The 22,022-nt window shown below is 56.0% G+C and carries 20 protein-coding genes; 8 read left to right on the top strand and 12 right to left on the bottom strand.

What is annotated here, in order from left to right; all coding sequences use genetic code 11:
- Together F6R98_RS05440 and F6R98_RS05435 are read right to left on the bottom strand one after the other, a co-directional pair.
- The gene (locus F6R98_RS05440; RefSeq protein WP_153248120.1) at positions 1 to 195 is read right to left on the bottom strand and encodes a hypothetical protein; all 195 of its coding nucleotides are present in this window, start codon (positions 193 to 195) and stop codon (positions 1 to 3) included.
- Positions 196 to 279: 84 nt separating this feature from the next.
- Entirely contained in the window at positions 280 to 1,254 is a 975-nt protein-coding gene (locus F6R98_RS05435; protein WP_153248119.1) for a helix-turn-helix transcriptional regulator, read from the bottom strand.
- Positions 1,255 to 1,420: 166 nt separating this feature from the next.
- On the opposite strand from F6R98_RS05435, the gene F6R98_RS05430 reads away from it, so the two are divergent.
- The gene (locus F6R98_RS05430) at positions 1,421 to 2,995 is read left to right on the top strand and encodes an MFS transporter (RefSeq protein WP_228125108.1); all 1,575 of its coding nucleotides are present in this window, start codon (positions 1,421 to 1,423) and stop codon (positions 2,993 to 2,995) included.
- A 75-nt stretch (positions 2,996 to 3,070) separates the two neighbouring features.
- On the opposite strand, the gene F6R98_RS05425 is transcribed toward F6R98_RS05430, so the two are convergent.
- Genes F6R98_RS05425 through yjjJ form a run of 5 tightly spaced genes read right to left on the bottom strand, consistent with a single transcriptional unit; the run spans position 3,071 to position 10,794 of the window.
- Positions 3,071 to 3,877 carry a bestrophin-like domain gene (locus F6R98_RS05425; protein WP_153248117.1) on the bottom strand — a complete coding sequence of 269 codons (807 nt, stop codon included), beginning with the start codon at positions 3,875 to 3,877 and terminating at the stop codon, positions 3,071 to 3,073.
- A 56-nt stretch (positions 3,878 to 3,933) separates the two neighbouring features.
- Entirely contained in the window at positions 3,934 to 7,371 is a 3,438-nt protein-coding gene (locus F6R98_RS05420) for an SbcC/MukB-like Walker B domain-containing protein (protein WP_153248116.1), read from the bottom strand.
- Entirely contained in the window at positions 7,368 to 7,994 is a 627-nt protein-coding gene (locus F6R98_RS05415) for a DUF4194 domain-containing protein (RefSeq protein ID WP_194270154.1), read from the bottom strand. Before F6R98_RS05415 ends, F6R98_RS05420 begins: the two co-directional genes overlap by 4 nt.
- Positions 7,984 to 9,426, bottom strand: a complete 1,443-nt coding sequence (locus F6R98_RS05410) for a Wadjet anti-phage system protein JetA family protein (RefSeq protein ID WP_153248114.1) — start codon at positions 9,424 to 9,426, stop codon at positions 7,984 to 7,986. Before F6R98_RS05410 ends, F6R98_RS05415 begins: the two co-directional genes overlap by 11 nt.
- Before the next feature lie 60 nt (positions 9,427 to 9,486).
- Entirely contained in the window at positions 9,487 to 10,794 is a 1,308-nt protein-coding gene (gene yjjJ / locus F6R98_RS05405; protein WP_153248113.1) for a type II toxin-antitoxin system HipA family toxin YjjJ, read from the bottom strand.
- Between the two features lie 240 nt (positions 10,795 to 11,034).
- Between yjjJ and F6R98_RS05400 the strand changes: the two genes are divergently transcribed.
- The 7 genes from F6R98_RS05400 to F6R98_RS05375 all read left to right on the top strand — a co-directional run bounded on the left by F6R98_RS05400 (position 11,035) and on the right by F6R98_RS05375 (position 16,013).
- Positions 11,035 to 11,898: a DEAD/DEAH box helicase family protein gene (locus F6R98_RS05400; RefSeq protein ID WP_153248112.1), complete on the top strand. Its 864-nt coding sequence runs from the start codon at positions 11,035 to 11,037 to the stop codon at positions 11,896 to 11,898.
- A 154-nt stretch (positions 11,899 to 12,052) separates the two neighbouring features.
- Positions 12,053 to 12,262 carry a hypothetical protein gene (locus F6R98_RS21535; protein ID WP_194270153.1) on the top strand — a complete coding sequence of 70 codons (210 nt, stop codon included), beginning with the start codon at positions 12,053 to 12,055 and terminating at the stop codon, positions 12,260 to 12,262.
- Between the two features lie 428 nt (positions 12,263 to 12,690).
- Entirely contained in the window at positions 12,691 to 12,837 is a 147-nt protein-coding gene (locus tag F6R98_RS05390) for a hypothetical protein (RefSeq protein ID WP_194270152.1), read from the top strand.
- The gene (locus F6R98_RS21530) at positions 12,834 to 12,989 is read left to right on the top strand and encodes a hypothetical protein (RefSeq protein WP_194270151.1); all 156 of its coding nucleotides are present in this window, start codon (positions 12,834 to 12,836) and stop codon (positions 12,987 to 12,989) included. The genes F6R98_RS05390 and F6R98_RS21530 overlap by 4 nt, the downstream gene beginning before the upstream one ends.
- A 23-nt stretch (positions 12,990 to 13,012) precedes the next feature.
- Positions 13,013 to 13,228, top strand: a complete 216-nt coding sequence (locus tag F6R98_RS05385; protein WP_153248109.1) for a hypothetical protein — start codon at positions 13,013 to 13,015, stop codon at positions 13,226 to 13,228.
- A 325-nt stretch (positions 13,229 to 13,553) separates the two neighbouring features.
- Positions 13,554 to 14,081 carry a hypothetical protein gene (locus F6R98_RS05380; RefSeq protein WP_153248108.1) on the top strand — a complete coding sequence of 176 codons (528 nt, stop codon included), beginning with the start codon at positions 13,554 to 13,556 and terminating at the stop codon, positions 14,079 to 14,081.
- Between the two features lie 348 nt (positions 14,082 to 14,429).
- On the top strand, positions 14,430 to 16,013 hold the full coding sequence (locus tag F6R98_RS05375; protein WP_153248107.1) for a glucose-6-phosphate isomerase: 1,584 nt from the start codon (positions 14,430 to 14,432) through the stop codon (positions 16,011 to 16,013).
- 364 nt (positions 16,014 to 16,377) lie between these two features.
- Here F6R98_RS05375 and F6R98_RS05370 read toward each other — a convergent pair whose 3' ends face one another.
- The 5 genes from F6R98_RS05370 to F6R98_RS21890 all read right to left on the bottom strand — a co-directional run bounded on the left by F6R98_RS05370 (position 16,378) and on the right by F6R98_RS21890 (position 21,933).
- The gene (locus F6R98_RS05370) at positions 16,378 to 17,559 is read right to left on the bottom strand and encodes a DesA family fatty acid desaturase (protein WP_228125107.1); all 1,182 of its coding nucleotides are present in this window, start codon (positions 17,557 to 17,559) and stop codon (positions 16,378 to 16,380) included.
- 222 nt (positions 17,560 to 17,781) lie between these two features.
- A complete protein-coding gene (locus F6R98_RS05365; RefSeq protein WP_153248106.1) occupies positions 17,782 to 18,867 on the bottom strand; it encodes a methyl-accepting chemotaxis protein in 1,086 nt (361 codons plus the stop codon).
- 253 nt (positions 18,868 to 19,120) lie between these two features.
- Complete coding sequence (locus F6R98_RS05360) at positions 19,121 to 20,083, bottom strand: methyl-accepting chemotaxis protein (RefSeq protein ID WP_153248105.1); 963 nt, start codon at positions 20,081 to 20,083, stop codon at positions 19,121 to 19,123.
- 276 nt (positions 20,084 to 20,359) lie between these two features.
- On the bottom strand, positions 20,360 to 21,436 hold the full coding sequence (locus tag F6R98_RS05355; RefSeq protein WP_153248104.1) for a protein-glutamate methylesterase/protein-glutamine glutaminase: 1,077 nt from the start codon (positions 21,434 to 21,436) through the stop codon (positions 20,360 to 20,362).
- A gap of 233 nt (positions 21,437 to 21,669) precedes the next feature.
- Positions 21,670 to 21,933, bottom strand: a complete 264-nt coding sequence (locus tag F6R98_RS21890) for a CheR family methyltransferase (protein WP_228125106.1) — start codon at positions 21,931 to 21,933, stop codon at positions 21,670 to 21,672.
- Between the last annotated feature and the right edge of the window lie 89 nt (positions 21,934 to 22,022).

Raw genomic sequence — 22,022 nt, 5'->3', positions numbered from 1 at the left:
CTACCAGACGCTTTCCGGTTTAACTAAGTAAAGCGGGACCGCCGCACCGATTACCCAGAATTCGGCAAATAGAAACACCAGCAAACCGGCTGCGATACTGCCCGTGTCCCAGCCCGCTTTCAGCCCTACGCCCAGCGCGAAGAGTTGCGCGCAGAATAAGATTATCAGGTAAATTTTTAGCAAGTACTTGATCATGAATCAAACCCTCGCGTTTGGGATTGTGCTGATGAGGGCTTCATCCTACTACGCCCACTGGCTCAAACCGTGAGTACGCCGCAATTATTTTTCACGATAGACGGCAAGCGCAGCAGCCAGCTTCGTAGCGACCGCTACCCGTAGTTCCGGCGGCTCCAGCACTTCCACATCCTGCCCGTACTTGAGAATATCCATGATCAGTTCGGTCGGATTGCCATAGGGAATGCGCAGTTGGTAGCGTCCATCCGTTAAATAGCGGCCCTGTTGCTGCGGATGCCATTGCGCGTCGGCGACCCAGCGGGCGCTTTCGGTGCTGAAGTTTAAAACAGCAATTGCCTGGGCGGGACCTGCGAAGATGCCGTAACCGGCGGCGAAATGCGCATCCAGCTCGGTATCGCCGATGTCGACGGCCGGTTGCGGCAGCAATTCCGTGCGCTTGATGCGTTCGACGGCAAAGATGCGTAGCGCGGCGCGCTGGTGGCACCAGGCGTCGAGATACCAGTTGTCGCGGTAATGAATCAACCGCTGGGGAGATACTTCACGCGTTTCCTGTTTGTCCGCGCCGCGCGCATGATAATCGAGTAAAACTTTCTTGCGTTGCAGCACGGCCTCGGCGCAACGCGGAAACCATAGGCTGGAGTCGCCGCGCTTCGCCGCCGCCAGAATCTTGATGCGATGTCCGATTTCTTCGGCGGATTCCCCGTACAGTTCTAGCATGGCTTGAATCCGACCGCGTAAAGGCGCGAGGCTGTCGCCGAGAAATCCGTTTTGCAGGGTTTCCAGATGATGATGGATGACCAGCAGCGCGTTCAGTTCGGGTGCGCTGAACCACAGAAAAGGCAGATCCTGCCGGTGCCGCTCCGGATTCTGGTAGTGATATCCGTTGCGCGTGCGATCATAGGGAATGGGATCGCAGGTAAAGTTACGCAATTCGTCTATGATGCGCGTTGCGGTGGCTTTCGAGCAATCGAGCCGTGCCTCAATGGTTTTGCGCGCGACGGGTAGCTTGCTGCTTTGCAATATTCGATGCAAATGATAGATGCGGGCGAATCGCTCCATGCCGTGTTTTGACTCTGCTCAGTATCGAATGTAGATTACGAATGGAACATAGCAGAACGCGAGGTAATTCGATACCTGTCAGGTTTGACAGGTATTCGTTGGAAATCCTCCCCCCTCGCCGCCTACCCGCTATAATCCGCAATCTTTGATTGCCATGGACCGTTCAGTGCCAGAATCTCCCGCCACCGCGCGCAAAGTCATCATAGCCGCCTGCTTCGGCACTTTTCTTGAGTGGTACGATTTTCTGACCTTCGCCTCGCTGGCGACTTATTTCGGCGCATTGTTTTTCCCGCCCGACGATCCGGTCGCGGCGTTGCTGGCCAGTCTGGCGACGTTCGGCGTCGGCATGGTGGTGCGTCCGCTGGGTTCGGCGCTGTTCGGCTCGCTGGCGGATAAATACGGCCGCCGTCCGATATTCATTACCACCATCGTATTGATGGGGGTCGCGACGTTCGCGGTCGGGCTGCTGCCCACCTATGCGCAGGCGGGGCTATGGGCTCCGGCCTTGCTGCTGCTGTTACGTCTGTTGCAGGGTTTTGCCGTCGGCGGCGAAATCGGCGGCGTGGCGGTTTACGTGACCGAACATGCGCCCGCCGATAAACGCGGCGCTTACACCAGCGCGCTGCAATTGATGGGGCCGCTCGGCATCCTGGTTTCGACGCTGCAGGTGGCGCTGCTGCAGACGCTGCTCGACGACGGCGCGTTTCACGCCTGGGGCTGGCGCGTGCCGTTTCTGTTTTCCGCCGTGCTGCTGCTGATTTCGCTCAAAAGCCGCATGAGTTTGCACGAATCGCCGGTATTTCTGCGCATGCAGCAACTGGGCGTCGTCGCCAAAGCGCCGCTACGCGAGTGCCTGAGCGACCGCCATACCTTTGGTCGCATGGCGCTGCTGTTTTTTTGCATTTCCTCGGGTGGTTCGCTGCTGTTCTTTTCGTCCCAGGTTTTTGCCGGCGTGTTTCTTAAAAGCGTGGTGCGCCTGGATGCGCAGCTCAGCAGTCTGCTGGTGATTATCAGCACCCTGCTGTTGTTTCCGCTGACGCTATTCTGCGGACGGCTCTCCGACCGCATCGGGCGCAGGCCGGTGGTGCTGAGCGGTCTGCTGTTGGGCTGCATCGCGATCATGCCGGTGTTTCTGGGGCTGCAGCATTTCGGCAACCCGGCGCTGGCGCAGTTCAACCGGACGGTGCCGGTAGTGTTATTCGGCGCGTCGTGCGCTTACAGCCCGTTCGCGAAGGCGGCCAACGACTGCGAACGCAATCAGGAGTTTCTGACCACGCGCGGGGTCGCTTACAGCACGCAGACGCCATCGGGCGATCAATCGGCGGTCAGCGTGAGCATAGCCGGAACGCAGGCACTGGAAGGTTTTCGCCCGCAGGAACTGGCAGCCGCATTGCATGTGCGCGGCTGGGTCGAGCGCGCAGACGCCGGACAAGTCGATTTTCCGATGCTGTTTCTGTTGCTGAGCGTGCCTGTCGTTGCCGTCGCGCTGGTCACCGGCCCGCAAACCGCGCTGCTGGCCGAGCTGTTTCCGGCGCGCACACGTTATACCGCTGCCGCGCTGCCGCACAATCTCAGCGCGGGCTGGATAGGCGGCCTCTCGCCGTTCATGATTACGCTGATCGGCGTGCGCAGCGGGGATACATTGTCGGGATTATGGTATCCGGTTGGATTGCTGATCGTCGCCTGCGTTGCCGGCGCGCTGTTTTTGCCGGAAACGCGGCAGGTAAAACTGGACGAATAATGGCTGGAGTTTTGAATCCGCAAGAGCGCTTCCAAAATGCCGCCATGAAAATCCAGTTATTCAGCCGCCTTGCATTCAAACGCTTTCCCGGTCGAGATCGCCCAGATTATCGAGAATTTCCAGATAGGAATCCGACGTCACCGCAGTCGGCCCGCGAAAAGGATTATCGATAGCCGCAATAAAGAAAATCATCATGCCGATAAAAATTGCGATAAAGGTCGTCAGTGCCGTGTGCGTGTTAATATCGTCGAAGTACAGAAAGTAGGTGACGACTATGCTCAACACCGCGCCGAAAATCACCACGAACCATAAAATCGGCGCCAATCCGTTATTCACGGCATCGGTGCGCAATCGCCGTGCTTCGACAAGCTGATTGAAAGCGCGCAATGTTTCCGCCTGCAATGTCTGCTGTTCTACGCTCGCCGGGTGGAAGCCGGTAAGCACCTTTTGCACGCCGGTTAAAATACGGCTGCCGCCTGTGGGACGTTCGCCATGTTGGTGAGCCGGCCATTCGGTTTCAATGACATAAACCAGATAGTCGCGTAGAGATTGTTGCATCAGGTTTTTCTCCTGATCGGGGAACGAGCCGGCATCACGGAATAATGCCGCGAACGCGGACGTCTCTCTCGAAGTCAGATCGCAGGCTTCGTCGTACGATTCCCAGGTAGCCACCGCCACCAACCCCAGCAGCAGCCCATAAAAAACGCCGATACCGGAAAAAAATCCGTTAACGCCTTCGTTGGTTTTATCGGAAAGTTTGAAGGTCCGGCGTATCCAGCCGCGCGTCAATAATAATCCTGATAGCGCCAGCGCGACGGTCAAGCCGATAATCAGCGAACCAAGCTGCCAGCTTGCTATTTCGTAAATCCAAAAAAAGTTCATTTGTTTAACGATTGATCTATAGAATTACAGGAGAGAAAACAACCGTACCCATCGCTTCAGTCGGAAACCGGACTCTTAAGCGGATTATCCCCCGCCAGCAACGCCTTCGCCTCCGGCTTCAGATAATCGGCGTCGATATAAACTGCGCCGCCGCCGCGGTAGACGTTGACGATGGTGTCGACATGTTCGCTCATCAATCCGTATTTTTCATCCGGCGCGGCCAGAATCACCTGCAGGCCGAGTTCGTCGAGGAAGCCCAGCGCGCTGACGGTGTTCTGCACGTCGAGTTTGCTGAACGCTTCGTCGAACACAGCCAGCGCCATGCCCCCGTACAGTTTGCCGTTTTCGTCGCGCCGCAATCGATAGGCGGCGGCGAGCGCCGCGCCGATGGAGACGTAGAACGGCGACTGATGTTCGCCGCCCGAACCTTTGCCGAGGCGGCGCGACAGGAATTCGGCGTTGCCGCCGTCGGCGTCGGTCATCTTCACGTCGAAACCGAAGTAATAGCGGTAATCCGACAGCCGGGTATCGAGCAGGCCGCCCTCGCCCGCTTCCATCAGCAGGTTCTGAATGCGCTGCATCGCCGCGCTGTGCGGATGGTTCGGGTCGTTGGCGAAGTCGAACAGGCCGCCGACGTCGCCGGCCATTTCCGGGGTCCAGGTTTCCACCCAGCGGATGATCGGTTCGAAATCGGGGTCTGGTTTCTTGATGAAACTGTAGAACTGGCCGTGAAACGGACGCGAACGCAGGTTGCGGCGCAGTTCCGCCAGCTGATCGTCGAGACGCGCGAGGTTGTCTTTCAAACGACCCATGAAGTCGGCGCGGAACGCGTGCTCCGCTTCGCGCAAGGCGGTCTTGGCCTGCTGTTCGTATTCGGCGAGCCGGGTTTCCCTGATTTCGCCCAGGGTGCGCAAGGTCCACGCCGCCATGCTGTAATGATTGCCGTTCGGCTGCTGGAAAAATGCGGCAGCCTCTTCGGCAGGCCAATGGGTGAAGTACTCCCGCAGCGCGTCGCGGCTTTCCTGACGCAGACGCTGCATCTCGTGCGCGGCGCGCGCGGCGCGAGCCGCCGCCTCCTGCGCCAGCGCCTGCCAGCGTTGCGCGTCGCCGCTGTCGTCTTCCGGCAGTTTTTCCAGTTCTTCCAGGCGCCGCGCCGCGTCCTCGCGATCCAGCCCCGGCGTCTGCTCGACTTCGCGGCGGGTTTGGGCTATCCGACCGGCCTCCGCTTCCAGATCGTGCAGTTTCTGCTGCTGGGTGGCTTTGTCCACCGCATGGAGGGTGACGTGTTTCTGTATCGCGTCGAGGCCGGCTTCGTGCTGTTTGCAGAGATCTGCAAGACGTTCCGCTTCGGCGTTGAGGCGTTGATAGTCTTCGGTATCGAGCCGCGCGTCCTCTTCGCCCAACGTGTCGAGTTTGCCTTCCAGCTGCAGGCGTTCCTCGCTTAACGCGCACAGATCGGGCAATTGCTCCAGGTTGCGCAGGAAAGGATCGAAGGTGTTTTGCAAAAACGTTTCCAGCCGTTCCTTTTCCGCCCGGCTTTGCCCCCACTCCTCCGCCTGGCGCTGAAAAAGCTGCTGCAACGCGATCAATGTGCGCGTGCGCGCATCGCGGCCCAGCATCGGCTCCACCGGCTGCGTGCGCGATATCGCGCCGTTGGCGGTCAGCATGCCGTCGGGCGTTATCGCTCGTTCGTGGCGCGTCAGTTCGTCTTCGGTTTCGACGCGGCGCACATTGCCGAGCAGGCGCCTGATGTAGGCTTGCGCATGAAGATCGTCGCTGACGATCACTTCGGCCAGCGACTCCGCGTCGATGCGGTCGCGTCCCTCGGCGCTCTTGAGGGTGTTGATAATACGGCTGCCGTGGATGTTCCTGTGCCGCCCTTCCTGACGGTAGATGCGTATCGCCTCGCGCACCTGTTCCGGGGCCACCAGCAAGGCTTCGCGCTGACCGCCGAGAAAGCGTTCGACGGCATCGCGCCAGCGTTCGTCGCCTACGTCGATGCGATCGCACAGCGGCACCGCGTCGATGCCGCGCGCCGCCAGCAAATCGGTCAAGGCACGCGTCGCGCCGCTGAGATCGCTGCCGCCGCTTTCCAGGCGGTTGATACGCTCGCGCAAGGTCACCAGCTCTTTTTCCAAAGCCTGATCGCGTCCGGCCAGCGCATACAGTTGGTCGCGCAGCCGGGTTTGGGCTTCGCCCAGCAACGGGCGCAACTGCCGGGCGGCGGCCATGATCATTTCAGGCTGCTCGGGCCACAGCGCAGCCAGCAGTTCCTGATCGTCGGCGCTCAATGCCGCCAGTTCCTGCAAAACCGGCGTTATCGATTCCGGCAGTAAATCGCCGTCATCCAGCACGCGCCGCACAACAGCCAGGGCGTGCCGGGAATCGATGAGTTTCTGCAGCACGCCGTTCATGGTCTGTTGCGCCAGACGGCGTTCGGCGGCGATGCGCGCCTTCGATTGCGCGGTGCTGCTGCTCTCCAGACGCGCCCTGGCCTCCATGCGTTCGTTACGCAGGGTTTCCAGCGCGGCTTTGGCGTCCTCCAGTTCCCGCGCGGTCCGATCTTCCAGATCTCGCAGCGCGTCGAGCTGTTCGCGTACAGGTTCCATCTCCGCATCGACCGAGGAAAAGCGCGCTTCCTGCTCGGCCCAGCGATAGGACAACACCCGCCGCTCGGCCTGATCGGCGCGCGTATAGCGTTGATTGGCCTCGTCGAGCAGGCTCTCGCGCTTTTTGGCTTCCTCGGTCTTGTCGCGTATGTCGCGATAATGCTTCAGCGCCTGCTGCAATTGGCGCACCTGTATCGGGCGCTCTTCGAGCACGAATTGCCGAACGAAATCGGAAACGTTGCGGATCGGCGCAAAGGTAATCGCATTGCGGAAGCTGCGCAGGAAACGATCAGAATCAAGGTGATAGCGTCCATCCGACAGCGACGCGCACAGCAGGCGCACAAATTCGCCGGATTGCGGCACCACCTTAACCTCCGGGCAACGCTGATAGAGCATTTCGCGCAGCGACTTCCATGGCTTCGGCATGCTGCCGCCGGAAGTGCGCTCGATCAGGTCATCCAGCTGCAGCGACAATCCAGGCGCGATGAAGCGTCCGTCGATGTGCTCCTGCGGCTGGTCGAGGCTGGCATGCATCGCCAGACCGACCGAAGTTTCCGCCAGGCTGTCTTCATCGCGGAAACACAGCACCAGATAGGTGAGCGCCTGTTCGCGCGGACGAAACGCCAGGGAAAGATCGGGGGTCTGCGGATCGCGCACCACGCCCAGGCAATAATCGCGGATGCTGCGCGTGCTTTTTTCGCCGGCGCTGGCGTTGAGCGAAAGCTGGCGCTTGTCGCCGCCGACCAGCACGGTTTGTATCGCATCGAGCAGCGACGATTTGCCGGAGGCGTTGGGGCCGATGAAGGCGGTATGCCCGTCGATTTCGACGGAAACGCAATCCAGACGATACCAGTTGACCAGCAGCAATCTCACCAGACGTTTCATGGTTGTGCCTCTTCCGCGCCATCCATTTCATCGCTTTCCGTGGCCGCTTCCGCCTGATAAGCGCTCAGGCGCTCCATGACATGGCTGTCGGTCACCAGACGGATGCCCGGCAAAATGCGCAACCGCGGCAGCAGTTCGCCTGCATCGGTTTCGCCGATCTCGATCAGGCCGAAACGCGCCAGCCGCGCCAGGATCGCGCGCATGTCGGTCAATCCGGGACGTTTGCGCTTGAGCAGGGTTTCGTAACGACCGAGTAAAACTTCAGTCTCGGCGTGCACGCAACCGGCCTGCACTTCCATGCGATCCATGCCTTCTTCGTAAAGCAGACGCAGGCAGAACACCAACAGGGTATCCACCAGTTTCAGACGCGTGAAGTTCTCGGTTTCCGCCGGCAGCACGCCGACAAAACCGAAATCGTCGTCGCGATGCAGGCTCCAGCCCACCGCGTCGAACAGGTTGCGAAAATAATCGTAATGGTTGATCGCCACGCGATAGGCTTCGCGGTCGCGCGCGCGGTTCAGATAAAGAAACTGGCGGCCCAGTATCTGGGCGGCGGTTTGGCGCAGGCCATCCTCGTCGATATCGGCGTGGCGTTCCAGCAGGTGTCGGGTATCACGTAGCATCGGTATTCTGTTCCAAGGCAGTGCGGTGAACGACAAAACGCGGGCAACGCAGGTAGGCGTTTTCCATCGTTTCATCCAGGCGTTCCACACGGTAACGCCGGCGCAGGCGCTCCGCGCCGGGCAAATAATTCAAATGACGCAAGTGGGTGAAGGCGATGAAATCTTCCACGTCTGCAATGGGCAATTGCTCGCTCGACAACCGCTCTGCATCTTTCATATGCGTATCGAGGTAAATCTCGATACGGCGCGGATCGATGCGGCGTCGATCCATATAAGCGCGCATCGCGCGCTGTTTTTCCAGCACGGCGGGGTCGATGGCCTGCCGGGACAGCAAATGCGGCTCCGGCGGCTTGCGCGGCGCGGAAGGCGCGCGCAGCCCGTATATACTCAGCGGCGCGGCATCAAGCAGCGGCAGCCATTGCAGGCCTTCGTCGTTGTCTTCGAGACACCCGACTCGCGGAGCCAGTTGTTGCAGCGCGCCCGCCAGACGCTGCGCCATGCCGGGCTGGCTGCGGTCGAGATAGCGCACCGTATCCGCGACTTTCTGCTCCACGCGGCCGCGATAGAGATCGACCAGCGCTAAATGGTCATCGACCTGCTCGAACACGCTGCGCAGCACGGCGATGTCCTGATCCAGCGTCTGCCAGGCCTCTTCGCTGTCGCTCAGACCGGTTTGCTCCTGGTAGGCGGCAACCAGTTGCTGCTTGCGCTCCAGATCGTGTTCCAGCTCGCGCACGCGCGCGAGAATGTCGTAGCGGAAACGGAACGGGTTATTGCGCGTCTTCAGCTTTTTGTAGTCGGCCACCAGAAAACGCTCGACGAAATCGTCGAAGAAATGGCCGAGGATTTGGCGGTGATCGCTGATTTCCGCCAGCGCGCCGAGCAAGCCCTTGAGGCCGTATATCATCGCGTTCAAATGCTGACTGAAGCGGCGCGCCTCGGTCACCGCCTGACGAAAAGCCAGCGCCTGACTCTGCGGATCTTCCACCGCGCGCTGTACGTTGTTCAGTATCGACAGCACCATGCCGCCGTAAAAGACCTTCTCCGGCCGCGCGACTTCCATCAGCGAAGCCCACAGCGTCGCCACCGCCGGACGCACCGACACGCGTACGCGATAACCGTCAATCTCTTCTTCCAGCCAGCCGCTGTTGCGCAAGCGGCGGTAAACGCGCTGCGCCAGACCGGCCTCGGTCTGCGCGCCCTCCGCGTTTGCGTCGAACTCGTCTTCCAGCGCCAGGTCGACCACGGCCATGCGCATCAGCAATTCGTCCAGCTCGGCGCGCACCACCTGCGCCGAAGGAAATACGTCGGCATGCATCTGCTCGAAAAACAGCGGGTACAGGTCGACCAGCAGGCGTCCGTAGACATGCCGGTTCGGGCCGCTCAGCGGCAAAAACAGGGTGTCGGGAATACGCTGAAAAAGATCAACCATCGATATCAATAATTAAGGCTTGCGCTTGAGACGGTGCGGGCATGCCGAGCCCTGCCATCATCACAGCGCGAATTTCGCCACCTTGCGGCGTACCCTTGCGATTTCGAGCAACGCGGCGTCGGCAATCGCGGAAAAACGGCGCTCCAACGCGTCAAAACCGCGTACTCTACACCAAAAGTCCTCCGCCATGACAGCAGCCGTTTCAAAAGACGCGTTATCAAGCAAGCGTAGCGGAATATCGAGCTGTCTTTCCACGATTTCGCCCCCGCGCGCGGGACTCCAGCGCATCGGCAACATATCGTAGGCCGGGGCCAGCGTGAAAGAACGGTAATCCTCTGTGAAAAAAGACAGATTGCCCAGATGCATATCGGAGTTGCCGATCAACAAACCGAAGGCATGCCAAAGCAGAACGTGGTCTCTATCCCCGGAATCGATGCGCTTTTTCCGGCACAATGTCCGAATAAAAGCCGCCCAATCCGGCTCGACCACGCCGACAAATTGAGCGTCGATGGCGGTTCCCGAAAGCAGCGCGCGCCTGCCGTTTGCGCTGCGATCGAACCGGCGCGTTTCCAGCATGACCCGACCGCCTGTTTCGACTATGGCGGAAACGGCGGCATCCTGACTCTGCTCGCGCATAACCGTAAGCGCCAGATGTTCGCAAATGAGCAAATCGGCAAAACGTCTGGCTGCGGGCGATTCCCGAACCGGCGGAGAAAACTTCACAATCACGCTGCAAGCATCGGGATGCGCCAGCATGGCGGTAAACTTGGGCTGCTCCCCGGCGGCAGACGATCCGGCGACATCGCCCAGAACAGCCGCATGCGCCAGCGCCGCGTAATCCGCGCGGGATACCGCAACCGGCGCATCCTGCAACGCCAGATAACGCTCCAGCGCTTCATGACCGGCAACAAGATCGCCGCTGCAATCTTCGCCGCGCCGGGTCAGCGCCAGCAAAATATCTTCGTTTTGCCACGCCTGCAGGTCCGTCGGCAAACGCAACGCGGTTTCGCTGTGAGCAAAGGCACGCCCGATAAACCCTTGCGGCCGCATATCCCACAAAAACCAGGGTAAATCCTCGAACACTGCGTCGCGTATCAAAAAACGGCCTTTGCTCAAGGGTTCGAGCTCACCGAAACGGCCGACTTTTCCCTCGGGAGAAACCCGGTACACAGGCACTGGGGTCTCTACACGAGCAAACGACGAACGCAACGCATAGCGAACCGCGCGGCCCCGGCCTATCTGAGCGATTCGTTCCGCATGCGCACGGAACAAGCGGGAAAAGCCGGCCTGGCTTACGCCAAGATAATCGGCGAGCTCCCGCCGGGTGGCGATGTCGAAACGATTCAGTGCGTCAATAATCGTTGGCATGTGAATAGATAATGAATAAGTTGTAAAATTTTAGTATTTTTAAAACAGTATTTTATAAAAATATCTGTTTTAACATCGAATAGAATAAAAATAAATTACCGATCAGTTTGCGGACAAAAGCACCGACCGTCAAGGTGTGAAACATCACGCAGGCGAAGAGACTCCAGGATGCGCCAGGGTATTGAAAACCATAAGACTTGGCTTGCGCCTGGGGCGCACTATTAATGATAGAATCCCAGCATGGAAAACCCCTTCTTCGAAAAACCGATACTGAACTCGCCCTACGCTTACCCCGCGCGCCACTGGGAGCTGGACGAGAAAGGCCAGCCGACCCAACGCGTCGTCGAACAGCGGAGGAAGGCTGAATTCGTCACGCCGATACCCCAGCCGAAAAAACGCAAGGACGCGCCCGAGCAGCAAGCATTGTTTACCGGCGATGCGTCGGGTTTGTCTTCTGCAGAACAGCAATACGACCCGACGCCGATTATCAACCAGCTGCGCGGGCATATCGACCAATGGCGCAGCCTGCCCAGCCCCAACGACTGGCTGGTTACGCCGGAAACGGCGCGTCTGCTGCAGCACTGGCGGCATCATCCGTTCAACGGCGTCAAACCGTTTTTTTGCCAGATCGAAGCGGTGGAAACCGCGATCTGGCTGAGTGAAGTAGCGCCGCGCCTCGGTAAAACCGGCAAGGTTTTTCTCGATCATCTTGCCGTCGCCAACGAAAACGCCAACCCCGAACTGCTGCGGCTGGCGCTGAAACTGGCGACCGGCGCGGGCAAAACCACGGTCATGGCGATGCTGATCGCGTGGCAAACCGTCAATGCGGTGCGCCGTCCCGGCAGCAAACAGTTTACGCGCGGATTTCTGATCGTCACCCCCGGCCTGACGATACGCGACCGGCTGCGCGAGCTGCAGCCCAACGACCCGGACAGCTACTACCGCAACCGCGAGCTGACCCCCACGGATATGCTCGGCGACATCGAACGCGCCAAAATCGTCATCACCAACTATCACGCATTCAAACTACGCGAACGGATGGAACTGTCCAGGGGCGGCCGCCTGCTGTTGCAGGGGCGCGGCAGCAGCCGAACGCCGGTCTGATCGGACAGGCTGGAGTAATACATCGCCTCGGAAGCGATAATTTGTGGGAATACATCAGGATCAGTCTCCATCGTTACCAATAATCAGATGCCGGTACTGTCAACGCCAGCCCGGTTGTGCCTGGCGCGTCATCGCGGTATAGTCGGCCTGACCCTTGGCGGGCACAGGCAACCTTCCTCAAGTTTCCCTGGTTGAAAATGAGGACAAAATGATTATTAAAAATATTATTCAACAGTTCAGGCTGATGCTGGCTGTAAATCGCGGGGCGGATATTGCTGTAACCATTATTACCGTTATGATTGTGGTTGCTTACATCGTTTATTTTATCAGCCTTCCCGATGTTGGTCTTGTTTTGATTAAGTGACAAGACATCAATCATAAGGCTAACACGCCATGGGTTTTTTATTTTTTTGACCATGGGCGGCATCGATACCCTATCCGCTTACTTCCTCGTTCACGAGGTGGAACAATCCACCGCCCGCTATCCTTCTGAGAAATTCGCTCGCTTGATGCGGTTGAGTGTGGATTGAATCCAAGATCACAGCAACGCAGAAGCATATTGCCAATATCTTCTACGATGGCGAGCTTGAGGTTAATTCAGTTGTTTCCAAAATGGAACTATCTGCAGAGGACGCAGTAGAACGAGCCGAACCCTGTTGATTCCCTAACCTTTAGCAGTTTTAACCCGGATAACAATTACGATGAAAACGAGTCTTTTTGTGATTTTTCTGGCAACAAAACACCTTGATAAGCACATCCGCCATTGGCAGCGAAGAACAGTATGTTAACGTTATGAATCTGTCCTGCATCGAGTATTTCGTCAACAGGACGGATCACGGCGATGAGTTAACTAATCATATTAAATTCGAGCGTATTGGCGTGACTATAGACATGGAAAACGGCAGTTGCGATGCATGGAGCGGAACGCTAATCGAATGAAAAAAAGAGAAAAATTGTTCCACTTTAATAATCAATATATTGAAATAAAGATGCTTAAACCTGCAGTCCGGCAAGAGAAAAAAACTATGACTGCGATTCGGAAAACCCTCGGTTGGAGTGAGATCAGCCCTATTCAAATTAAATTAATTTAAGCGGACAGAGTCGCATTGGTTTGATGACGAATGACGCTGGTCAACTCGGCGTTCCCAATGCGCGGTGTATGGTGTTGCGGCTGCATCCGTACGCCGCATCAACTCTTTCCTGTTGCGCTCATACCATTCCTGTCGGCGTGTTTCTTCACGAAACCGGCTGCTTCCAGCGTGTGGATAAATTCGTGCGCATCAAAAGTGATAGTCAGTTTCGCAGCATTACGCATTACCTTGTCCATTGAATATTTAATACAAATCTCCAGCAAGGGATTAGCTTGTTTTTATTGTACTTTTACATAAAAAAATCAGATCAACATGACCTGATTTTAACAAACATCCTAATTTTCGCAAAACTTTACGTCATCAAATTTATGACTCATCACCATTAAATAGCTGCCGTCCATTAACGCAAGCCGTCAAGGTTGACAGGGTGTGGCCTTGCGTTCCGAACAGGCGTTTTATGTCCGCAGCGGCAAATGGTTATTCATAACAGCTCATTCCGTTATGTTTCGCCGTCGCAATATAATGATATATCATTATATTTTATATCAAACAGCAGGTTAAACCATGACGGTAAGCTACGACGATCTGCTTCCGAACGCCACGAGGTTGCCGCCACGGCCAGGCATTCCGCCCGCTTCAGCCGCCACCTTGTCCGGCCAGGGGCAAAACGCGGATGCAGACGCGCTGGGCAGTCTTCCTGGGATAACCGCCACTAAACCGCAATCGTCCAATACGCAACCGCTTCGGCTTATGCCCGCTGATTTTGAATCCGGTTACGCCAGGCCGCCCCAAGCGGCGACGGGCAACGCGCAAACGCCCAGAGCGCTTAATGCAAATGACTGTGAGGCTGGATGGAAAGCGGCAAATCAAGCTTCCGCCGGCGGTGTAATCGGCCCCGCCGCTGATAAGGAATTGTCGATCCCGCAAAGGATTGCCGGCACGGCGCAGAAAATCGGGCGCATGGCGACCGACTTTCCCACTCACCTGAAAGGGCGATTGCGAATACGGTTAAAGGCGGCGCTCCCTACAACGAGAACAATTTCAACGCTGCTAATCCGCAGAATGCGAAAAATGGCAGATTTTCGTCTATGACGGCAGAAAAAACTCACCGGCGCATCCGGTTTCGCTATGAGGAGCGGCTCCCCGCATAAAGCGACAGAGCAATTTGTGTAAATGCTCCTCCTCTCACCGTCATCATTGCTTAATCTTAGTCTGGCTAAATACATCCATTAATATCCGGGAATGCAGTGTGCAAAACTGCTGGCTTCCAGGTTCTACGTTTGCGGGGCTTATTATGCAGCTATTCCTGCTCTCCAGCTATCGCTAGGCCCGGGCTATTCCAGGAAGGGTTTTTATCCCGTAAAAATGCTCATCAACTTTATATGCTTTGAACAACTTTCTCATTTTGCGCAACAAAGCACTCAACCGACGAGGCCAGTAATGAATGACAAGACACTATGGCAGCGCTATCAGGATTGGCTTTACCATCATGCGGGGCTGGACCTTTATCTGGATATCAGCCGGATGCGTTTTGCAGACCCGCTTGTAGATCAACTAAAACCCAAGTTTGACAAGGCTTTCCAGGACATGCTGGCGCTTGAGGGTGGAGCATTCGCTAACATAGATGAAAACCGGCAGGTTGGTCATTATTGGCTACGCGACCCTGATTTGGCGCCACTTGAATTTAAAAAGGAAATTATGGAGACGCTGGATCAAATCGAGATATTCGCCCGAGCTGTGCTCGAAGGATCGATCCGCCCGCCGGAAGCGCCGAAATTCACAGACATCCTTTCCATCGGCATAGGCGGTTCCGCCTTGGGGCCTGAGTTTGTCGCGGAAGCATTGTCTGCGGACTACCCAGCGATGGCTATACACTTTATGGATAATACCGACCCCGCCGGCATAGATCGAGTGCTCAATCAGTTAAAGGATCGGCTCAGAAGCACACTGGTGATTATCACCAGCAAATCCGGCGGAACTCCAGAGACCCGCAATGGTATGCTGGAAGTCAAGCATGCGTTCGAACTACAAGGGTTGGACTTCCCTACCCACGCGGTGGCAATCACCGTGCCTGGCAGCAAAATGGATGAGCTGGAACGCATGGAGGGTTGGCTGGCCGAGTTTCCGATGTTCGATTGGATAGGCGGGCGTACGTCGGAGATGTCAGCCGTTGGCTTGCTTGCCGCAATCCTGCAAGGCGTTGATGTACGGGCACTGCTGTCCGGTGCCAGGGAAATGGATGAAGCCACCCGAATCGCGGATATCAAAGGCAACCCGGCAGCCCTGTTGGCGCTTGCCTGGTATTACGCCGGCGACGGAAAAGGTGCAAAAGACATGGTGATATTGCCCTACAAAGACAGTCTGCTGTTATTCAGCCGCTATCTGCAGCAATTGGTGATGGAATCATTGGGGAAGGAAAAAGATCTGGATGGCAACCTCGTCCACCAGGGAATTGCCGTTTACGGTAATAAAGGCTCGACCGACCAGCATGCTTATGTACAGCAGTTACGCGAGGGCGTGCCGAATTTCTTTGCCACCTTCATTGAGGTGCTGCTGGACCGGGAGGGTCCATCCATAGAAGTGGAGCCGGGTGCGACCTCAGGCGATTTTTTGAATGGATTTTTGCAGGGAACCCGTGAGGCGCTGTATGAAAATAACCGGGATTCGATCACCATAACCATCCGCCAGGTTGATCCTCGTAGCGTCGGCGCATTGATTGCGCTCTATGAACGCGCCGTGGGGCTGTACGCCTGCCTGGTAAACGTCAACGCCTATCATCAACCCGGAGTCGAGGCAGGCAAGAAGGCCGCAGCAAGCCTGCTGGATTTGCAAAGACGCGTCATGCGCGCCATCCAAACCAGCGCAGGACCGCACAGCATTTCAAAGCTGGCTGAAATTTGCGGTTCGCCCGATCAAATAGAAGCGGTTTACAAGATTGTGCGCCACTTGGAAGCCAACAATCGCGGCATAATATTGCGGGGTGATCCTGCCAAACCATCAACGCTGGAGGTAGCTTCTTGCTAGTGCTTCGGATATTCAACGACAAAAACGGGCTATGGAAATAACGTCAGGTTTGCCACAAGCCAACAGGCGCAGATCGATCCAGCCTACAGCCACTGTTCATACCACTAGCTGGTCGAATACATATCAGCATACACCGATGAAGAGGGAGTGAAGTGATTCTGGCGCGACCGTCAGCGGGCTTCACCGCCGCAGACGAATCGCCATGGGCAAGGGTTATGGCGTAGTTATACCTACCTCTACCTATCCGCGTGCCTCGGCTCAATTGCCCAGTTCCGACCTGCTTTGCGCGGGTGTTCATACCCGATCGAAGCGGCTGATGGGTATGTCATTATTCTCTCATGAACGGGAGTTGTTCAACACTTCCTTAATGAACAGGCTGTAAACGGTACCCTCTCAAAATATCGGCGAAATGCTGTAACCAGGGGATTCCGCTTTGCTGCGCCTGCTGACACCAGATTCGCAAGCGCTGCAGGCGTTCGTCCCGGCTGTCCGGCGAATCGCTCCAAACGGCCTTGAGTTGCTGCTTGAACTGATAGACCGTTGCCAAAACCTGATTGGCGTCCAGTATCCGGCTGAAGTTTTGCCTGACAGTAGCGTCCGCCTTGACATATTCCCGGAACAGCAACGGACGTATCCGGCGCAACAGACGGCGCTCCGGCCCGGCATATTTCGCGGTTTCCTGCCGCATGGCGGGAGTCACCACGCGGCGTCCATACAGGCTCAGAATATGGGCGCGGTTGCGCAGCACGGCCTTGACGGTGTCCAAGTCGATATTCAGCGCATCCGCCTGTATCGAGGCCTTGCACGACACGTTCTTTACCTCGGCCAGATTCAATAGCGCCAACAGGCGGATATACATCCAGCCGATGTCCAGCTCCCACCACTGATACGACAAGCGCGCCGAAGCCGGATAGGCATGATGATTATTGTGCAGCTCCTCGCCGCCGATGATAATGCCGATCGGCCATAGATTAGTGGAAGCATCCGGGGTTTCGAAATTACGGTAGCCCAGAGAGTGTCCAAGGCCGTTGACCACGCCTGCCGCCCAAAACGGTATCCACAGCATCTGCGCAGCCCAGATCGCTACGCCTGCAAGCCCAAACAGCAACAGATTCAAAATCAGCATCAGCGCAATGCCCAGATTGGGAAAACGGCTGTACAAATGTCGTTCCAGCCAGTCATCCGGCGTCCCCGCGCCGAAACGATCCAGGGTTTCGCTATTTCCCGCCTCGCGGCGATACAGCATCCATCCCTGAAACAGGACCTTGCCTATGCCGAGCACCTGCGGACTATGAGGATCATCCGGCGTCTCGCAACGCGCGTGATGCTTGCGGTGGATCGCGACCCAGGCCTTGGTTACCGTGGCCGTGGTCAGCCATATCCAGAAACGGAAAAAATGGCTTGCCGACGCATGCAGGGACAATGCCCGGTGAGCCTGATGCCGGTGCAGGAAAATGGTTACGCTGACTATGGTAACGTGCGTCAACATCAGGGTTACAGCCAGCATCGGCCAAAAAGAAAGAGGAATCAGACCATGTAATATCATATAATTCAACCTGTGCGGAAGCCGCTCGCTCTGCCGGAAGTTTAATCTGCGGGGAAAGACGGGGCGGGGTGGTAGAAGCGTTGCTAGTGGGGCGTACCGAAAGCTTCGCGCCGAACAGGGGGAAGACAAGGGCATGTCGATTATCTGACAAGCGTTGAAAGGAAAGGTTCATCTTTTGATCGCGGCTGGAACAAATGTTACGTTTTCAGCCTCTCAGCCATCTCAGAAAAAAGTAATATCGGTATCTTCCGATGCCGTAACAGACGCGCCATGATGGTTATAGTGCTGCTCCTGGGTAGTGTATGTTGCAGCCATGCGATCCAGCCACCCCTGGGCGCCACCCAGATCGATAAGATGGTCCTGGCCATTTTTCTCGATCAAGTCATGCAACTCATTCAGCGTATTGGAGATGCTCGCAAGTATCTGGTTTATCCTGTCCTCGAACTGCAATGCCACCAAAACATCCATCACTTCCGACTGCACGCGACTATTGCTCTGCTGTAATATCTGCGTCAAGTCGCTCAACTGCCGGGTAATACGATTAAAGTCGCCCAGCACGCGCTCAAGCGTTCCGTCTATTTGCGCAACGGCATCCTTATCCTTTTTCGCCAGCTCCTCGGATAAATGAGCTGACTTATCAATAGCTTCGCTCAGCGTATTCGCCACATGCCCCATGCGTTCGCTGGTTTCTGCGGTATATACCGACAACAAATGAACTTCGTGCGCAATAACGGCAAGGCCTGCGCCATGCGGTCCGGCATGCGCCGCCTGTACGGCGGAGTTTAGCGCCAGCATCTTGGTGTGCCGCGCAATGGACGTCATCTGATGAGCCATGTCCCCCAGTTCGCTCGTATAGCCGGAAAGACCGCTCAGCTCCTCAACCACAGAGTTCTGCCCATCCTGCAATGATCTTAAGGTTTCGGTTAATTTCGACAACTCGCCCTGACTGTCCGCTATCACAGACAAGTCGCCGTGACGCGCTCTCGGACCCGAAGCAGCGCTGGAGGTATTGATCGCGCTACCCAATGCCTCCGCTATCTTGCCGAAACGAGCCGTCATATCGACGATAACGCGGTTGGTCTGCAGGCGCACGGCTTCGACCTGTTGCGACCAATGAGGCAGCGAGGTGTAGCAAACCGCATCCAGCAGGGACAGACCGCCAGATTCATGCTTCAGCAACTCCCCCGGGTCACCTTCACTCTCCCATACACAAGCGTAACCGCTCTGATCGAGCACGCGCTTTACAATCTGTTCGGGGTTTTTGTCCGCTTCAATAAGCAGCAGGATACGCGATACGGTCTCAGTCATACGGTTTCATTAATAGTTTTCATTAATAAAGAAGGGTAACCATTCAACTCATTAGAGCCTTCTACGGAATACGCATCATTAAGAGATACTGTAATGTAATCTTTGAATGAAACAAGCGGGCTTTAGCCAGCTCCTGCAGTGATGTACAACGGTAGCTGAATAGTTACAGATAAAGCAAGCATTCGGCAAACAGGCACTGGATCTCCGGCCAAGGCTATCGAGACCACGCGGAAGCACCCTGTTCTTGAATCAACTAGGTACGCTGTTCCAGCACCGCATGCAAAGTATTAAAACTGTTCTCTATCTGCTTCAATTGTCCGGCCATTGCTTCTCCGAATTGTAATTCCTGTAATACGTCGTTAATTTCCCGGCCTGCTGCCGAACCGGTTGCCTGTAAGCGATGCGCGGACTCGGATAAATCCTGCGTAATCTCGTTAAAACCGTTAATCACGCGGCCTACAGCGCGTTCGGTATGCGTAACGACGCTCACATCCTTGCTGGCAAACTCCACGGAAACATGCGCAGCGGTTTTGATTGCGGAACCGATGGCTCTGGCATTGTACGACATCCGCTTGCTGGTGTCGGCGGTATACTCCGACAGTTTACGCACTTCTTCGATCACTACCGCGAAGCCGCGGCCATGTTCCTTGGCGTGCGCCGTTTCTATCGCCGCATTCATGGCCAGCAAATTGGTTTGCAGCGCAATGTTGGCCATTTCTCCGGCCATCTCGTTCAACTCACCTATATAACTCGCCATACGGTTGATTTCATTAGCGATATTTTCTCGCCCGCTACGCACCTCGCGCAGACTATCGATCAAACCACCCAATTCTCTCTTGCTGCCGTCAATAACCTCAACAGCGCTTTCATGACCGGTTTCCGCCGACCCGTCCGACGCTGAAACAGCAGTTTCCAACTCTCGAATGATTTGTTCGAAACGCGAAGTCAATGAAGTAATTGCCTCCTGCGCCTGATTCCGCACCGTTTCCACCTGCCGGGACCAAATCTGCAACGCTTCCTTGCAGACCTCCTCCAGCGCCGTCGGCTCCTCGCCTTTATGCCGCGAAGCGCCGACAGCAACCAGCACTTTATCAGCAGAACTGAAGGCAGTCCGTCCGCTTTCGCTGCCTACATGACACCCGGAGCGCTCCAACGCTTGCCTCAACGCTGAAATCCGCTCACCAGCCCCCTCAATAACCAAGAGTATTTTGCTCATTGCTATCTGTTTTTCTCCTAAACCTATCGGTATTCCGTAAAGAAGTGGGCGGTGGGAACCAACGAATGTGTCATTGTAACCCGTCTATATATTACAAACATGCGAAACATAAGGAACTTGGTATTTTTAGTCTGTTCCATGAGAACGATTATGAGACATGCGTCACTGTGGATACAATGAGAAAAGCCCTGCCGAAGACCGATTCGCCTGACTCGACAAATTTTCCACGAACACCAACGGTTTTAACGAGACGAACACCCATAGATCTACAACTCGTTAAAGCTTCGTCTGATTGACGCAAGCGCTGATTTCAGCCGCTATCTGTTGCAAAGCGACGATTTTATCTACTGCGCCCAACTTGATCGCTTCTTTCGGCATACCGTAAACCACGCAACTCTCTTCATCCTGTGCGATAGTAAGCGCGCCCATTTGATGCATTTCCAGCAAACCCTTCGCGCCATCGTCGCCCATCCCGGTCATGATGATGCCCAAGGCATTTTTACCTGCAAACTTCGCCATGGAACGGAACAACACATCGACCGACGGACGATGGCGGCTTACCGGTGGACCTTCGACAACATCTACATAATATTGCGCGCCGCTACGCCTGAGCATCATGTGGCGCCCCCCCTGCGCAATCAATGCACGCCCCGGCATGACCTGATCGCCATGCCGGGCCTCGGTCACAGAAATCCGGCAGATATCGTCCAGACGCCTGGCAAAGGCTTCGGTAAACTGTTCCGGCATGTGCTGTACTATAAGTATACCGGGACTCGTTCTGGGCAACGCGGTTAAAACCGTTTCCAGCGCCAGCGTGCCGCCGGTCGAAGTGCCTATGGCTATAACCGTCTGAGTGGTCTCTTCCATGACGTGCTCCGCAGCGGGAAGAACGGCGTCCGCAGTCAATTTGGGAGGCACGGTAACAGACGGCGATGAACCAGAACGCTTTAAATGGGCGTGCGCGGCCGTCCTGACCGTGCGAACCAAATGCTCGGAGGACTCCTGCAAGTAAAGCTTCAATCCCAGCTTCGGCTTGGTAACGACGCTTACCGCGCCGGCGGCGAGCGCCTGCATTGTCGCCACAGAGCCCTTCTCCGTCAGGGTTGAAAAAACAATCACCGGCGTCGGATGTTCCGCCATGATTTTCTTCAAAAAGGTTATGCCATCCATGCGCGGCATTTCAATATCGACTATCAAAACATCGGGCCATGTCTTGCCCATTTTTTCGATGGCAAATACCGGATCGGCTGCTACCCCGATTACCTCCATCCCATCTTCTTTTTCAAAGACCGAAGACAGCACCTGCCGCAACACGGCTGAACCATCAACAATCATGACTTTTATTGTTTTCATTCACCTATCTCTTGAGCCCGGCCCTGCTCCAGTCTTCCATTCCGTACTCGGGCGTGGCTGCTCCGGAATATCGAGTGCGAAAAATGCCCAGAACTCCCGGCAACAGCATGGGGGACGCCAGGAAAACCAAGGCCATACATGACCTGGTAGGTTACAGATGCAGGTAATGCAACGGCAGAAACAGCCCGGACGAAGAAACACCTCAACCCTATTCGCAGTTTTTTTGCTGTCCATCAGGGCTTGAGATAAACCGATGGGGCAACGATGATTTGCGTATCGTGATTGCCGTGCAGGGTCTCGGAGTGACTGACAAAAAAACGCCCGCCCTCGCGCAGCAAGGGCAATAAACGCGCCACAAGGCGGCGCTTGGTATCCGGATCAAAGCCAATCATCACGTTGCGCAGAAATATCACATCAAACTCACCCGGTTTGGGAAGCGGTTCGATCAAATTAACTTGCATGAAATTAAACCGGCTGCGTATGCTCCAATCTATCAACAGCGCGCCTTCTTTAACACCGAGTCCCTACAGGCAAAACCGCTACAGTAATGTAAAGGCTGTTCTTCGGTTCTGTCCAGAGAATTGTA

Origin of the sequence: Candidatus Methylospira mobilis (genome assembly GCF_009498235.1) — a bacterium.
Taxonomy (GTDB): Bacteria; Pseudomonadota; Gammaproteobacteria; order Methylococcales; family Methylococcaceae; genus Methylospira; species Methylospira mobilis.
The sequence above is the reverse complement of the archived record's forward strand: the minus strand, read 5'-3'. Positions and strand labels throughout refer to the sequence as shown.